This window comes from Shewanella salipaludis, from assembly GCF_012911865.1.
In the GTDB taxonomy this organism is placed as follows: Bacteria; Pseudomonadota; Gammaproteobacteria; order Enterobacterales; family Shewanellaceae; genus Shewanella; species Shewanella salipaludis.
In genome coordinates, this window is the sequence record NZ_JAAXYH010000012.1 from 1 (window position 1) to 15,101 (window position 15,101).

The window sequence follows — 15,101 nt, forward strand, 5'->3', positions numbered from 1 at the left end:
AGTTCGGCTCAACGAATTCTGATTCGAATCAATCTTGCGATTGACTCTTTGTACATATTGCTATGAACACTCATCACTCTCGTGAAAGAATTGGTTGATTTAAATTTTGATTGTCTCGTGAGAGACAATTTCGATTAACTCAACACCTGTGAGTGTCCACACAGATTTCTTGTTTTAGATTGTTAAAGAGCGTTGACCGCGTTGGGTCGGGGCTGATGCTTCATCAGCTCAGGGTCGTGCATTTTACGCATTTCCCGTTTGGCGTCAAGGAGTTTTTAAAACTTCTTTTCGCTGTCGATTTAAGTGCCATTCTCAACAGAGAGTAACAGTCTCAAATCAACCCGACTCGGTGGTTAGCTTTCGCTGTCTGCCGTGTCAGTGGATGCGCATTATAGGGAGTTCCAGCGGCCGCGCAAGGGCTTTATTCAACAAAAACACCCAAGCGGGCAAAAAACACACCAAACGTTCATAAGTAAGCCAATTTGACCCCAAACGAGTGGGAGTTTCCTTTATTCTCGCCGCGTTTTCAGTGATTCCATCGCTGACTTATCGGCTTTTGAGCGAAAACATTCAACCTTCTGTGCCGAATACTCACAGGCTAATGCCCGGGTTTTGCTCAAGGAAAATAATTGTGGCACACAATGAACTGGCTTGCCTGCGACTCGATAGACCAATAACTAATAACCAAAGAGAGCGAAAGAAGCATCTGATATGAAAAAATCCGGACAAAACCGGATTTAATTGCTAGAGCGAATTCGATGACCCGAGCATATATTGCTCCTCACACCCGCCGCTGCTTACTCGGCTTTATCTTGCTTATCTTCTGCATTGGCTTCTTGCTCGGCATCGGTTTTAAGCTTCGGCTTAACTTCGGTTAAGTTTTCCTCCTCGACTGACGAGGCAACACTTATGTCCGACTCTCCTCGGTTGCGCTCCTCACTGCCGTGGCTGGCCCTGAGCTTTCTTAGGGTACGTATGGTGATTACCGGGCCTGAGAGTGCATAGAGATAGAAAGCAACGCAAAGAATTAATGCAGGTTGTACCGAGATCACCACAAAGACGCCAACCAGCAGCAAGATCACTATGAAGTTCACCTTACCGCGCCAGTCCACTTCTTTAAATGAATGATATCTGAAGTTGCTGACCATCAGGAGTCCGACGAGCGCAGTGACTAAGGCCACAATCCAACTGATATCGGCACCTGAGATATCATATTGATGGCCACACCAAATACTCCCGGCGATCACGGCGGCGGCAGCCGGACTGGCGAGCCCCTGAAAATAGCGCTTATCGGCGACACCTACCTGGGTATTGAAGCGGGCGAGACGCAACGCCGCACCGGCACAATATATGAAGGCGGCCAGCCAGCCTATCTTGCCTAGATCCGCCAAGGCCCAATTATAGGCCAGCAGCGCCGGCGCCATGCCGAAAGAGACCATGTCGGCCATGCTGTCATATTCGGCCCCGAAATCGCTTTGGGTATTTGTGAGTCTGGCGACCCGGCCATCGAGACCGTCGCAGATCATGGCGACGAAGACAGCGATAGCCGCCGCCTCGAAGTGACCATTCATGGAAGCGATAACGGCGTAGAAGCCTGAAAATAGCCCGGCGGTGGTAAAGAGATTAGGCAGCAAATAGATGCCTTTGTTTTTCACTGTTTGGTTGACTGGATTTGGCATACACTGAATTCATTATTGTCAGAGGTTAGCTTTAGCTCCAAGATAGCATACTTTCAGGCGAGTGCCGGATATCGATAAGCCAGGTCGATGGCACTATCTCATTGGAACACCTTAGGATCTCTTTATGTTAAAAAACATCTTTTCGATTTGTCTGCTGTGGGGCTCAGTTGCGCCAGTATTTGCCACTAGCATATATACCTGGGTCGACAAGGATGGGGTTACCCATTACAGCCAACAGGCTCCCGAAGAAGGGAAAGCGGCACAATTGGACAGTCACAACATAGAGCCGGGCAAGATAGGCTCCATAGCCCCGACTAAGCGCATGGGAAGCCAAGCGACAGTGGCCGAATCGGCACCTTCGGCGGCCTTAAACAAGGCTTCAGATGTTAAACAGGCTAAAGCCAACTGTGAGAGCGCTCGTCAAAACCTTAATGTGCTGACCACTTATACCAAACTCAACCGCCGCGATAAGACCTCGGGTGAAACCTTGGCCATGACGGAAGAGCAACGCCAGCAGGCGATACAAGAACAAACCCGAAGAGTCGAATTTTTTTGCGCTAAGCAACCTTGACGCCACAGGCACCACACTTATAGAAGGCATAAAAAAGGGAAACTCGCGTTTCCCTTTTTCATCCGGTACCTAGCTAGATACCCTTGGTTATTGCTCGAATACCAATTCTGAGCCTGAACAACTGACCTTGATGGCCTTGCCCGGCAATAAATCACCACGCAGCAGCTGTTGCGCCAGCGGATTTTCGACTTCCTGCTGCAACGCCCGCTTCAAGGGTCTGGCGCCATAGACGGGATCGAAGCCCAACTGAGCTATCAGGCTCAGGGCATCGTCGGAGATCTCCAGCTCGAAGTCTTTCTCTGCCAAACGCTGACGCAAGGCATCGATTTGAATGCTGGCGATGTGCTTGATGTTGTCGGCATCCAAGGGATGGAAAACCACTGACTCATCGATCCGATTCAAAAACTCCGGCCTGAAGCTATGCATGACCACGTCCATCACATCGGTCTTCATTTGCTCATAGCTGACTCGACCAAAGCTATCCTGAATGATGTCGGAGCCCAGATTCGACGTCATGATGACCACGGTATTCTTGAAGTCGACGGTGCGCCCCTGGCCATCGGTCAGGCGACCATCGTCCAACACCTGCAACAGGATGTTAAACACATCTGGATGGGCTTTTTCCACCTCATCGAGCAAGATCACCGAGTAGGGTTTACGTCTCACGGCCTCGGTCAGATAGCCGCCCTCCTCATATCCCACATACCCAGGAGGGGCACCGACCAGGCGAGAGACTGAATGCTTCTCCATAAACTCGGACATGTCGATGCGGACCAAGGCCGACTCAGTATCGAACAGGAATTTCGCCAGGGCCTTACACAATTCCGTTTTTCCCACCCCGGTAGGGCCGAGAAACAGGAAGGAGCCTATGGGGCGATTCGGATCCGCAAGCCCGGCACGGCTGCGACGAATGGCGTTGGAAACCGAATCCACCGCCTCATTTTGGCCTATCACCCGCTTATGCAGTGCGCCTTCCATCTGCAGCAATTTCTCCCGCTCCCCCTGCAACATGCGCGACACAGGGATCCCTGTCGCCTTGGACAGCACTTCGGCAATCTCGACATCCGTGACCTTATTGCGCAGCAGGGTCATGTCCTGCATTTCCGCTTGTGAGGCCAGATCCAACTGTTTTTCGAGTTCGGGAATACGGCCATATTGTAACTCGGACATACGGGTCAGATCACCGGCACGGCGGGACACTTCGAGATCCATGCGGGCCTGCTCGAGATCCGCCTTGATATGCTGAGTCCCCGCCAGAGCGGCCTTCTCCGTATGCCAGACTTCATTGAGTTCTGACACCTTGGACTCTACATCGGCCAACTCGGCACGCAAGTGCTCCAATCGACGCCGGCTGGCCTCATCGTTTTCTTTCGACAATGCCTGTTCTTCCAGTTTCAACTGAATGGCGCGGCGCTCCAGCCTGTCCAAGGACTCTGGCTTGGAATCGATTTGCATGCGGATACTGGAGGCGGCTTCATCGATAAGGTCTATCGCCTTGTCGGGCAATTTCCTGTCGGACACATAGCGATGGGACATGGTCGCCGCCGCGACTATAGCTGGATCGGTAATTTCCACATGGTGGTGCAGTTCGTAGCGTTCTTTCAGACCACGCAGGATGGCAATGGTATCTTCGACACTGGGTTCATCCACCAAGACTTTCTGGAAACGGCGTTCGAGCGCCGCGTCTTTCTCTATATATTGGCGGTATTCGTCCAGAGTGGTAGCGCCGACACAATGCAAGTCGCCGCGCGCCAGTGCGGGTTTCAGCATGTTGCCGGCATCCATGGCTCCATCCCCTTTGCCCGCACCCACCATGGTATGCAACTCGTCGATGAAGAGGATCACCTGGCCCTCTTCCTGCGCCAATTCGTTGAGCACGGCCTTCAGTCTTTCTTCGAATTCACCGCGATATTTGGCGCCGGCGATCAGCGCGCCCATGTCGAGCGACAGTACCCGCTTATTCTTGATGCCTTCGGGCACTTCACCGTTGATGATCCTCTGTGCCAGGCCTTCGACTATGGCCGTCTTACCCACCCCAGGCTCACCGATCAACACGGGGTTGTTTTTACTGCGACGCTGCAGCACCTGTATGGTGCGGCGAATTTCTTCATCACGGCCGATCACAGGATCCAATTTACCCTGTTCGGCACGCTCGGTGAGATCTATGGTGAACTTCTTCAGCGCCTGGCGCTGATCTTCGGCATTGGGATCGTCCACATTCTGACCGCCGCGCATTTGCTCTATGGTTTGCTCCATCAATGCCTTATTGGCACCGGCGTTTTTCAAACAATTGGCCAAGGGATCATTGCCTTCCAGCGCCGCCAGTATGAACAGCTCGCTGGAGATGTATTTGTCTTTGCGTTTCTGGGCCAGCTTATCGCATAGATTCAACAGGCGGATCAGCCCCTGGGACAACTGCACATCGCCGCCCGTACCTTCAACCTGAGGCAGACGATCCAACTCCTGACTGAGCGCCGAGCGTAAGGCACTGACGCGGATCCCGGCCTGGGTCAGCAAGGGATGGATGGAACCTGAGTCCTGATTCAATAATGCCATCATCAGATGCAAAGGTTCGATAAACTGATGATCGCGCCCGAGCGCTAACGACTGGGCGTCTGAGATGGCAAGCTGAAATTTGTTGGTCATACGATCGAGCCGCATACAGCCTCCTGAAACTACAAATGAAGTTATCGCATTTAGTTAGTTTAAAGATGGGGACTATTCAGCCAATTTCAAGCAGGAGACACAAATTCGGCTCAAGACTTGAGCCAGATCAAGGAGGCCATTCTGCCGCAAACGCGATCGCGACGGTAAGAAAAATACTCTTCCGCTTGTTGAAAGGTACAGACATTGGCGGCATAGAGACGCTCGACGCCGGCAAGTTGGAGTCTCAGGGACGCCAGACCAAGGAGATCGGCCAGATATTTATCGGCATGGGGAACGAAAAAAGCCTCGGCCTGGGCATGTTTAACCACAAACAGCTCCCTCACCTCGGTGCCGACTTCGAACGCCTGTGGCCCGATCGCCGGTCCAAGATAGGCCAGCAAGTTTGCCGCCGGCGCCTTAAACGCTGCGATGGCGGCCTCTATCACCCCATCACACAAACCGCGCCAACCGGCATGCACCGCCGCCACTTCGGTACCCGAGGTGTCGCATAGCAAGATGGGCAGACAGTCTGCCGTCATCACCACGCAGATGTTTTCGGCTCTATTGCTGTAACTGGCATCTGCGGTTCGCATCGACGAAGCGCCGAGATCGACCAGCCGGGTGCCATGCACCTGCTGCAGCCACTGAGGTTCGAAGTTCAGGCCCAGGTTTTGTTTGAGCAAGGCACGGTTGGCCAACACGTCGGACTCCCTGTCCCCCACGTGCAGCCCAAGGTTCAGGCTGGCGTATGGGCTGAGGCTGACGCCGCCATGACGCCCTGTCATGGCGATGCCAACATTCTGCGGTAGCGGCCAGTGCTGAGTTAGCATTTACAGGTATTCTATCGGATGCTCGACCGTGTCCTGACGCAGCGCCTTGGTCAGTATCGCCATGTCTTCCGGAATGGGGGCCTGCCAGCTCATGATCTCACAGCTGAAGGGATGCGCCAATTCCAGTCTGACCGCGTGCAGGGCCTGACGTTTGAAGTTTTTCAATATCTCGAAAAACTCCGGACTTGCCGCTTTCGGTGGACGGGGACGGCCACCATAAACAGGGTCGCCCAGCAACACATGGCCTATGTGCGCCATATGCACCCGGATCTGATGGGTACGGCCAGATTCCAGCCTGAGTCGCAAACGGGTATGGTTACGGAACTTCTCCGCCACCCGGTAGTGAGTCACAGCAGGTTTCCCCGCATGATGCACCGCCATATGGGTACGCTTGGTAGGGTGACGGCCTATGGGTTCATCCACTGTGCCGCCGCCTGTCATGGTGCCCAACACTATGGCCTCATACTCACGGGTAATTTCCCGCGCCTGCAGGGCTGCCACCAGGTGAGTCTGAGCCTCGACGGTTTTCGCTACCACCATCAGGCCGGTAGTGTCTTTATCCAGACGATGTACTATGCCGGCACGAGGCACATGCTCGATCTCAGGGCAATGGTGCAACAGGGCATTCATCAGGGTGCCATCGGCATTGCCCGCGCCCGGGTGAACCACCAAGCCCGCCTGCTTATTGATCACCAATATGTGCTCATCTTCATAGACTATGTCCAGGTCTATGTCCTGTGCTTTGGCATGCACTTCTTCTTCCAGCGTCGCACCAACCTCTATCAGTTGTGATTCGAGGACCTTTTCACGGGGCTTATCGACCACCACGCCATCGACCTGGACGGCACCGGAGAGGATCCATTCCTTGATGCGCGTGCGCGAGTAATCGGGAAACAACTCAGCCAATGCCTGATCGAGTCTCAAGCCGGTTTGTGTTGCTGAAATCTCGCTTTTTAGATTAATCTCTTGTGTCATAGGAACCGTACCCCGGTTTTGGGGTCCAAAAAAGTGTGCTATCTGTTACAATCGGATGTTTTCTATTTTATAGTGAAATGGAAAAATTCTTAACTACAACTTAAAAAGAATTGAATTCAAGTATGTATAAATTTTCCAAAGGCGTAACCTTAGTCCTGCTTTCACTGGCCTTATCTGCCTGTAGCAGTAGCCCCGACGATGAAGATATCGTTAGTCAAAAGTCCCCTGAGATACTTTACTCTCAGGCCCGTACGTCGATGGAACTCGGTAATTACTCTAAGGCTGTCCGCACCCTGGAAGCGCTGGATTCTCGCTTCCCATTTGGTCCGCATAAGACTCAGGTTCAGCTGGATCTCATCTATGCCTACTATAAGATGGATGACGCGGCGTCTGGCCTGGCCAGCATAGACAGGTTTATCCGCCTCAACCCCACCCATCCCGATATCGACTATGTCTATTATATGCGTGGACTAGTCAACATGCAGGCCGATAACTACTTGTTTCACGACATGTTGAATATCGACCGAACCGATCGCGATCCGAAAAATGCACAGGATGCCTTCAAGGACTTCGATAAGCTCATCAAAAGTTATCCCGACAGTAAGTATGCCGCCGATGCGCAAAAGCGCATGCAAGGGCTGAAAAACCGTCTGGCGAAATACTCGATCACTGTGGCCGAGTATTACATCAAGATGACTGCCTGGAGTGCCGCCGCCGTTCGAGCCCAGTCTGTACTGGAAACCTATCCGGGCACCCCTTCTACAGAGAGGGCGCTGGAGATCATGGTACAGGCTTACGACGCATTAGGGCAGGAACAACTGAAGCAGCATGCGCTCATGGTAATGCAAGCCAACTATCCAAACAATCAAATCTTGTCACACTGACGCATGGGTTCAGCGTCAGGAATTGAAGAACGCCCCGCTATCGGGGCGTTTTATTATCTGTATCTATAATGCCGACAAGCTTGTCGGCCTGGGCGTTAGTTAGCGCCCAAGGCTTGTCCTATGCCGACAGCACTGGGCAGTGCATCATCCCACCTTCTCGTAAGCCATCTTCTCGCAAGCCACCTTACTCTTGAACCATTGTGGCCTTGTCTCGCCCTAAGCTGCCGCGCATCAAGCCAGCGGCATCCAGCGGCACAGTGACAGGGACTTTAATGGCAGGTATGGCGACAGAAGCTTCAGTGACAGGCGCCTTAGGGTCGAGGCAATCAGGCCTGGCTCTGCGCAACAAAAAATGAGGGAGATACAGATAAGTACTGCGCAGCATCCAATAGCCCCCATACACGCTCAGTTCAAGCCAGATGACTCCGAAGGCCCAAACCGGGCTTTATGCACAAAACTTATTCAAACGAGCGGCTTTTTAAGATATTTAGCAGAAACTAGTTGACTGGAACCGCCAAAAGCCTTTAAATTGCGCCCGTCGCCCGAATAGCTCAGTCGGTAGAGCAGCGGATTGAAAATCCGCGTGTCCCTGGTTCGATTCCGGGTTCGGGCACCATCTTTAACTCAGTGGCTCAGGCGGCTGATATTAAAGGGTTGCAATAGGTACAGTGCAGGTGTGGTGGAATTGGTAGACACGCCAGCTTCAGGTGCTGGTGCTCGCAAGGGCGTGGAGGTTCAAGTCCTCTCACCTGTACCAAATTGCAACTTTAGGGAAAGGCATTTTATTCCTGATTAGAATAACAATGCAGGTGTGGTGGAATTGGTAGACACGCCAGCTTCAGGTGCTGGTGCCCGCAAGGGCGTGGAAGTTCAAGTCTTCTCACCTGTACCAATTTTTGGTACGCTAAATCAATCAATGCAGATGTGGTGGAATTGGTAGACACGCCAGCTTCAGGTGCTGGTGCCCGCAAGGGCGTGGAAGTTCAAGTCTTCTCATCTGTACCAACATTTAAACCTCGCTTAGCGAGGTTTTTTTGTATCTGCAGCATTCAGAATTATTTATAGATACCCCTCTTTCTCCTGCTTTGCTATAACTGATGCTAATGCATGTTACTCATGCGGTAAGCACACAAGGTTCAAGGATGACCTCCATCAGTCTACCTATAGCGAGTGCAATAATGAACTTACAAATAAAGCACAAAATGGTACTGGGCTTCCTGATCCCCTTAACTTTTCTGATCAGCGTTTGTTTGATTGCCATCAACATGATGAGCAAGATAGAAGCCGGGGTTGTCAGCATTTACAATGACAGAGTCGTGCCATTGGAAGATCTCAAGGTGATTGGCGATGATTACGCGGTTTATGTGATAGATGCCATCAATAAGGCAAATGCGGGTGAGTTTAGCGCAGAACAAGCCGCCCATGCCCTGCAAAATGCCAATACCGAGATCCGTCAGCGCTGGCAAAAATATATGGCAACCACATTAACGCCGGAAGAATCCCAATTAGCCGCAGAAGCCGACAGACTCTTTGGTCCGGCCAATAGCATGATCACAGAACTCGAGCTGAAACTCGCTCAGCTCAACGGCAAGATAGATGGCAAATTAACCCAGGATATAGTCCCCCTGTATCGGGTCATAGATCCCATAAGTAATAAGATCGCCGCTCTTGTCAGCTTGCAACTAAGGGTGGCCGGCGAAGAGAAGGACAAGTTGAACGCCATTCACTCATCATCGACCACCCTGTTTATCCTGCTGACCCTACTCGCGGTCATCGCCAGCCTAGTGCTCGGGTTTTGGGTTAACCGCAGTGTGATGAAACCGATAGCAGATATATTCACTCAGCTACAAAAGATCCAATCGACCTCAGATCTTACCGTGACTTTTATCCCCTTTAACGACGACGAATTGGGCAAGATATCCACCAACCTAACCCAAGTCATAGCGCATCTAAGGGGCATCTTGCTCTCCATAGCCCAAGCCGCCAATACCGTCAGCGACTCAGCGGCTGAACTCAGCAACTTTACCCATGAAGCCAACGAACGCTTATACCAACAACAGGCAGAAACTGAACAGACTGCGGCGGCAATGAACCAGATGACGGCCACGGTTGCCGAAGTGGCTCAAAGCGCGACTGCCGCTGCCGACTCGGCGAGAGATGCCGATGTCAATGCAGCCAACGGCAATGACATAGTCCAGCAATCCATTGGCAGCATGTCGCAGTTATCGGTACAAATTCAAGAAACCGCCAGCGTCATTACATCGCTGGCAAATGAAAGCCACAATATAGGTCGGGTGCTGGATGTCATCAAAGGCATTGCAGAACAGACCAACCTGCTGGCGCTGAATGCGGCTATCGAGGCGGCTCGGGCCGGTGAACAGGGACGAGGCTTCGCGGTGGTTGCCGATGAGGTACGCACCCTGGCCAAGCGCACCCAAGAGTCGACCCGGGAAATTGAATCCATGATCGTCGGACTCCAGCATGGGGTCAATGAGGCTGTAAGCACCATGGAAGTCGGTATCAAACAAGTTGAGGAGGCCAACAGCAAGGCCAATGAGGCAGGACAAGCATTGGAGGGGATTGTTATTTCCGTCGATAACATCACTGAAATGAATACCCATATCGCCACCGCCGCAGAAGAGCAGAGCAGTGTCGCTGAAAGTATCAACCGCAGCATAATAGCCATCAGCGATATAGCCCAGCACTCGACCCAGGCCGCGGCCGAATTGAATGACTCGGTCAAGAAATTAAACGAACTGGCGACTGTGATGCGCACCCAAGTCGGCGAGTTTAGACTCTAGCTTTGAATCATATCTTTGACAGGCAGTAGAGGCCGTTAGCCTCTACTTCGAGATGAGTTTGTGAGCCAAGAAGAGGAACTCTTTCCCCTAAACTCTTGTGCCCCTCCCCTATAAGCCTCACCCCACGGCGCCAAAAAAGAAGCGCCGTGGCTCTCCACTCATTAAATCTTGAACTGACTCACAGCCTGGAACAGGAACTCGGCCCTGGATTTGACTTCATTGGAGGAAGAGGCATTTTCAGCGGCGGCATGAGAAGACTCTTCGGCGATGTCACGGATCACCACCACATTCTTATTCACTTCGGCCGCCACCATGCTTTGCTCTTCGATCGCCGCCGCTATCTGAGTGCTCATATCCATGATATTGGTGACGTCGGCGTTGATCTGTTGCAGCAGGGTACCGGCAGTTGCCGCTTGCTTGGCACTGTCGGCGCCTTGCTGCTGACTCGCCTCCATTAATTGCACTATTGAGCGGGTCCGGCTCTGCAGAGTCTGAATGATGTTGGCAATTTCCTGAGTCGACTCCTGAGTGCGCATCGCCAGACTGCGTACCTCATCGGCAACCACGGCGAAACCTCGGCCCTGCTCTCCGGCTCTGGCCGCCTCGATGGCGGCATTGAGCGCCAGCAAGTTTGTCTGTTCGGCGATGCCGCGGATCACATCCAGGACACTGCCTATGGTGGCGCTGTCATGCTCCAGTTCACCCACAACCCTGGCCGATTCATCCAGCTGCTGGGCCAAGGCCTGGATCTTCTCTATGGTTTGCTCCACTCCCAACTGACCATCCTGGGCATTCACATGGGTCTCACTCGCCTTCGCCGCCGCCAATTCTGTGTTCTTGGCGATCTCTTCTATGGTGGCACCCATTTCCGTGATGGCCGTCGCCACCATGTCAGTCTCATTGAGTTGGCGTCCCACTCCCTGGGATGTCAGGCCGGCATTGTGAGATAGCTCGGAACAGGACTGATTCATGCCGCCAATCGATTCAATGACTTGCTCGATCAACTGCTGAAAGCTTTCCACCATACGATTGAAGTGCACCGCGATCTGGCCTATCTCATCCTGGCTCGCGATCTCGCAACGCTGGGTGAGATCTTTGTTGATTTCAATATTGCTGATCACCTTATTGATGCTGTTGATGGGATCGATAATGCTGCGAACTATCAAGTAAGTCACCACGCATAGCAGCAGGGTGATGACCAAGAACGCTACCAGGCCTATGATGAAAACATTGCTTTCAACATTCCTAATGGCCGAGACGGTCTGCTGTTTCAAGGCTTCGGAATCGACTTCCGTCTGGGCGACCGCATCCCGCAGCTTGGCCATCTTGCCGTCATTGCTGCTCAGGCCCAATTGCTGTTCTTTGGTGACCAAAGCCGCGAAGGCGGTTTGATATTGCTGCATCAGCCTCTGGATTTCGCCCTTGGTATTGGATGCCAGCGAAGAAGACTGCAGGCGTTGATTGAAATCGGCAAAATTGGCATTGAAGCCATCCACATATTTAAGATCCCGGCGCAGCATAAAGTCTTTCTCACTGCGTCTGAGTTGCAGCATGGCGATTTCCAATTCAGACTCATTGAAATCTTTCAGCAGGGATTCAACATTATGCACCGCCTCGCGCAACTCACCGTAGAGGCCGGATTTCGGAGTCAGACCTATTTCCTGTTGCAAAACAACAACGTCGTTGAACAAGGCACTATAGTTGCTCAGGCTCCGACTGAAACCGTCCAGGGATTGAGTCGAAATATCATAATCGACCAAGGTTTGTTGCAGCGACTGACTCAGATCTGAGATCCGTTCATGGGTTAATTTGGTATGGGCCACATAGTCGAGATCCAGACGGGCAAAGAAGTCTTTCTCATCTTTGCGCAACAGCAGCACTTCTTTTTCCAATTCAACCACATTGCTTATGGCTAGCGATAATGCGGTCTGAGTATGGCTCGAGTATCTCTGCAAGCCGAACATGGCCACGACCGCCATGATCGACAAGGTTGCACTGAGTAATAATTTTGAGCGGATCAACATGACAACGCCTCGGGGTAAGTGACAGATTTCATGCCTGTTGCTTCGCTCGGCTAAAAGCAAAGCCCCAAAGCAACAGAATATAAGCTATCCAGCTGTCAGGAATAAGGGTACGACGTCCGTATCGCGATATAAAACCAAGGTCTAAGTATATGCCAGGAACCGATGGTAAAACATACATGAGTCGCCCCAACACAGCTTAAAAGCCACTACTCCGACCATAAGATGGGGCAGGACCGACAAAGATGGACGCACAGACACTAAGGCGACGGGATAATCCCGGGACTGAACTCTTGCCACGAATCGTTTTTTTGTTCATCTTATGATCTTTCCAGCAGCAATTTCACCCGAGTTTAAATCTTTTGCCTTACACTGGGTTATCCAATAGCCATGGAATACAAGATGCGGGGAAGACTGGGGGCAGAGGGTTAAGTCAGGCAGCCACAGCACTCAGAGCCAAGGTGGCGTTTAAGCAAGATACGACAGAGAAACAACGCAGCCGTGGCCTGGGTGCAACAAAGACAAGAGCACAGGTGCAACAAGACCAAAACTGCCAATAAATACCAATAAATGCCAATGGTTCAGGAGATACAACATGAAATCTGTCCAATTCCCCCCGCTGCTGGGCACTCTGCTGTTCGCCGGCCTGCTCTGTTTTTATGGCCCGGCCTTTGCCGCCCAGCAAGTAGAACGGCAACTGAGTGTCCAGGATTCCCCCAAACTGTCAGTCAAGGTACAGCGCGGCCAGGTCCAGATCCTCAGTTGGGACAAACAGGAAATTTCTGTGTCCGGCACACTGGACGAGCAGAGTGAAGGACTGGTGTTCGAGCAGCAAGGCAACAGTATCACCCTGGAGGATAAGCTGCCACGCAACGCCCAAGGTCATGGCAAAAAGGGCTCGGCGCTCACCATCAAGGTGCCCAGGGAATTGAACCTGACTGTCGAAGGCGTATCGGCCGATTATCGGCTCAGCACATTGACGGGGGAACTGGACGTGGCTCTGGTCAGTGGTAGCCTCAGTGCGGAGCGGCTCGCTGGCCACAGTCGGCTGCGGACCGTCTCCGGCGACATCAAGAGCCTGGCGCTCGCCGGCAAGAGTCAATTGGATACCGTTTCCGGGGAGATAATAGATGACGCCAGCACGGGGGAGATAAGTTATCGCCTGGTGAGCGGCGATCTCGATGCCAAGAGTGACGCCAGCCGCATCGACATAGAACAAGTATCCGGCGAGTTGCACGGACAATTCCCGAAAGTCGAGCGCCTGACACTGAAAAGCGTCAGCGGCGACAGTCAATTGAGCTTGTCGGCCGAGATACTGAGCGCCAGCCTCGAGAGCGTCAGTGGCGATCTGTCGCTGAATTTCAGCGGCCAGACAAACCTGGGTTTTGTCATAGACGGCGGTCCCGGAGGCAAGATCGTCAATGAGTTAAGTCAGGATAAACCCGTTAAGAAGAAATACTCCCCAAGAGCCGAACTGAAATTCCAGACAGGCAAGGGCCGGGGAGAGATGCGCGTCAGCACCATAAGCGGCCAGGTGAAGCTAGGCTCACACTAAGGCTGGCATAGACCAAGCGCACACCCGCTGTAATCAAACCAACCGGGGCAGTCAGCCCTCATTCAAAGTCGGCCCTCGTTTAAAGCCAGCCCACTTCAGCGCTATGGCATTAACCTGAGTTAGCCGACGGAGGCGATTTCCTCCGGGGTCAAATAGCGCCATTGACCGAGCTCAAGCCCAGGGTCCAGTTCAATCTGGCCTATGCATTCCCTATGCAGCGCCACAACCTTGTTGCCCACAGCGGCAAACATGCGCTTCACTTGGTGATATTTGCCTTCGGTGATGGTCAGCCTGGCCTGGTGAGGTTCTAAGATCTCGAGCAACGCAGGTTTGGTCGGGCCGTCCTCGTTTTTCAGCGCTATGCCCGCCGCGAAGCTGGCCTTGAGTGACTCATCTAGGGGATCGGCCAGTTGCACCAGGTAGCGTTTGGTGCACTCTTTCTTCGGAGAAGTGATCTTGTGAGACCATTGGCCGTCACTGGTGATCAGCACCAGGCCAGTGGTATCGGCATCCAGACGCCCGGCGATATGCAAGCTATCGGCTTTGGCGACATCGAGCAGACTCAGCACCGAGGGATAAATTTCATCTATGGTCGAGCATAGGGTATCCACCGGCTTATTCAGCATGAGGTAGCGCACCCCCACCAGAGAGATCGGTTCGCCATCGAGACACACACGGGTGGTTTCAGTCACTTTAAAACCCGAGTCTTTGACGACCACACCATCACAACTCACCTCGCCTCTATGCAGGGCTTTCTTCGCCAGCGAGCGGGTCAGTTCGGTACTCTCACAGATAAATTTGTCTAAACGCACTTTAATACTCGGCTTAAAATAAGGATCTGGCGCCATTATGAGGCCCACACAGACAAAGGGCAAAGATTTGCTTGTCCCTCCCCTTAGCGCCTCCCCCAACTCAAAATCCATGGACGCGACCCCTTCAGTAACCTTTAGTTACATATACGGCCGTTCCCGGCCCATGGAGAGGAAGTAATACACTTGTTTACTTTGGCTATAAGGCCTTAGTATACATGCCATAATGCCTGTGCTTCGTCCCTCAATGAAGGGGTAACGCGAGGCATTACAACAAGCATGCATACTAAAGGCTCCGGTTGAGGGCCGTCATAAATGGAAGGAAGCAAG

At 52.5% G+C, this 15,101-nt stretch carries 10 protein-coding genes and 4 tRNA genes; 8 read left to right on the plus strand and 6 right to left on the minus strand.

Features of this window, described 5'->3' with window-relative positions; translation table 11 throughout:
* Positions 1–797: 797 nt before the first annotated feature.
* Positions 798–1,679 carry a CDP-diacylglycerol--serine O-phosphatidyltransferase gene (gene pssA, locus HC757_RS14645; protein WP_169565130.1) on the minus strand — a complete coding sequence of 294 codons (882 nt, stop codon included), beginning with the start codon at positions 1,677–1,679 and terminating at the stop codon, positions 798–800.
* 124 nt (positions 1,680–1,803) lie between these two features.
* On the opposite strand from pssA, the gene HC757_RS14650 reads away from it, so the two are divergent.
* A complete protein-coding gene (locus tag HC757_RS14650) occupies positions 1,804–2,250 on the plus strand; it encodes a DUF4124 domain-containing protein (RefSeq protein WP_169565131.1) in 447 nt (148 codons plus the stop codon).
* Positions 2,251–2,337: 87 nt separating this feature from the next.
* Here HC757_RS14650 and clpB read toward each other — a convergent pair whose 3' ends face one another.
* The 3 genes from clpB to rluD form a co-directional block, all read right to left on the minus strand.
* A complete protein-coding gene (clpB, locus tag HC757_RS14655) occupies positions 2,338–4,911 on the minus strand; it encodes an ATP-dependent chaperone ClpB (RefSeq protein ID WP_169565132.1) in 2,574 nt (857 codons plus the stop codon).
* A gap of 95 nt (positions 4,912–5,006) precedes the next feature.
* A complete protein-coding gene (gene pgeF / locus HC757_RS14660; RefSeq protein WP_169565133.1) occupies positions 5,007–5,726 on the minus strand; it encodes a peptidoglycan editing factor PgeF in 720 nt (239 codons plus the stop codon).
* Positions 5,727–6,701 carry a 23S rRNA pseudouridine(1911/1915/1917) synthase RluD gene (gene rluD / locus HC757_RS14665; RefSeq protein WP_169565134.1) on the minus strand — a complete coding sequence of 325 codons (975 nt, stop codon included), beginning with the start codon at positions 6,699–6,701 and terminating at the stop codon, positions 5,727–5,729.
* Between the two features lie 122 nt (positions 6,702–6,823).
* Between rluD and HC757_RS14670 the strand changes: the two genes are divergently transcribed.
* The 6 genes from HC757_RS14670 (at position 6,824) to HC757_RS14695 (ending at position 10,386) form a co-directional block, all read left to right on the plus strand.
* Positions 6,824–7,585, plus strand: coding sequence for an outer membrane protein assembly factor BamD (locus HC757_RS14670; protein ID WP_169565135.1), 762 nt, complete (start codon positions 6,824–6,826; stop codon positions 7,583–7,585).
* Positions 7,586–8,125: 540 nt separating this feature from the next.
* Positions 8,126–8,201, plus strand: a tRNA-Phe gene (locus HC757_RS14675).
* A 54-nt stretch (positions 8,202–8,255) separates the two neighbouring features.
* A tRNA-Leu gene (locus tag HC757_RS14680) sits at positions 8,256–8,342 on the plus strand.
* A 48-nt stretch (positions 8,343–8,390) separates the two neighbouring features.
* Positions 8,391–8,477: transfer RNA gene (locus tag HC757_RS14685), tRNA-Leu, on the plus strand.
* A gap of 26 nt (positions 8,478–8,503) precedes the next feature.
* Positions 8,504–8,590 (plus strand) — tRNA-Leu (locus HC757_RS14690).
* A gap of 173 nt (positions 8,591–8,763) precedes the next feature.
* Positions 8,764–10,386: a methyl-accepting chemotaxis protein gene (locus HC757_RS14695; protein ID WP_169565136.1), complete on the plus strand. Its 1,623-nt coding sequence runs from the start codon at positions 8,764–8,766 to the stop codon at positions 10,384–10,386.
* Between the two features lie 161 nt (positions 10,387–10,547).
* On the opposite strand, the gene HC757_RS14700 is transcribed toward HC757_RS14695, so the two are convergent.
* A complete protein-coding gene (locus HC757_RS14700; protein WP_169565137.1) occupies positions 10,548–12,410 on the minus strand; it encodes a methyl-accepting chemotaxis protein in 1,863 nt (620 codons plus the stop codon).
* A 592-nt stretch (positions 12,411–13,002) separates the two neighbouring features.
* Between HC757_RS14700 and HC757_RS14705 the strand changes: the two genes are divergently transcribed.
* Entirely contained in the window at positions 13,003–13,962 is a 960-nt protein-coding gene (locus HC757_RS14705; protein WP_169565138.1) for a DUF4097 family beta strand repeat-containing protein, read from the plus strand.
* Positions 13,963–14,081: 119 nt separating this feature from the next.
* On the opposite strand, the gene rsuA is transcribed toward HC757_RS14705, so the two are convergent.
* Complete coding sequence (gene rsuA / locus HC757_RS14710; protein WP_169565139.1) at positions 14,082–14,810, minus strand: 16S rRNA pseudouridine(516) synthase RsuA; 729 nt, start codon at positions 14,808–14,810, stop codon at positions 14,082–14,084.
* Positions 14,811–15,101 lie beyond the last annotated feature (291 nt).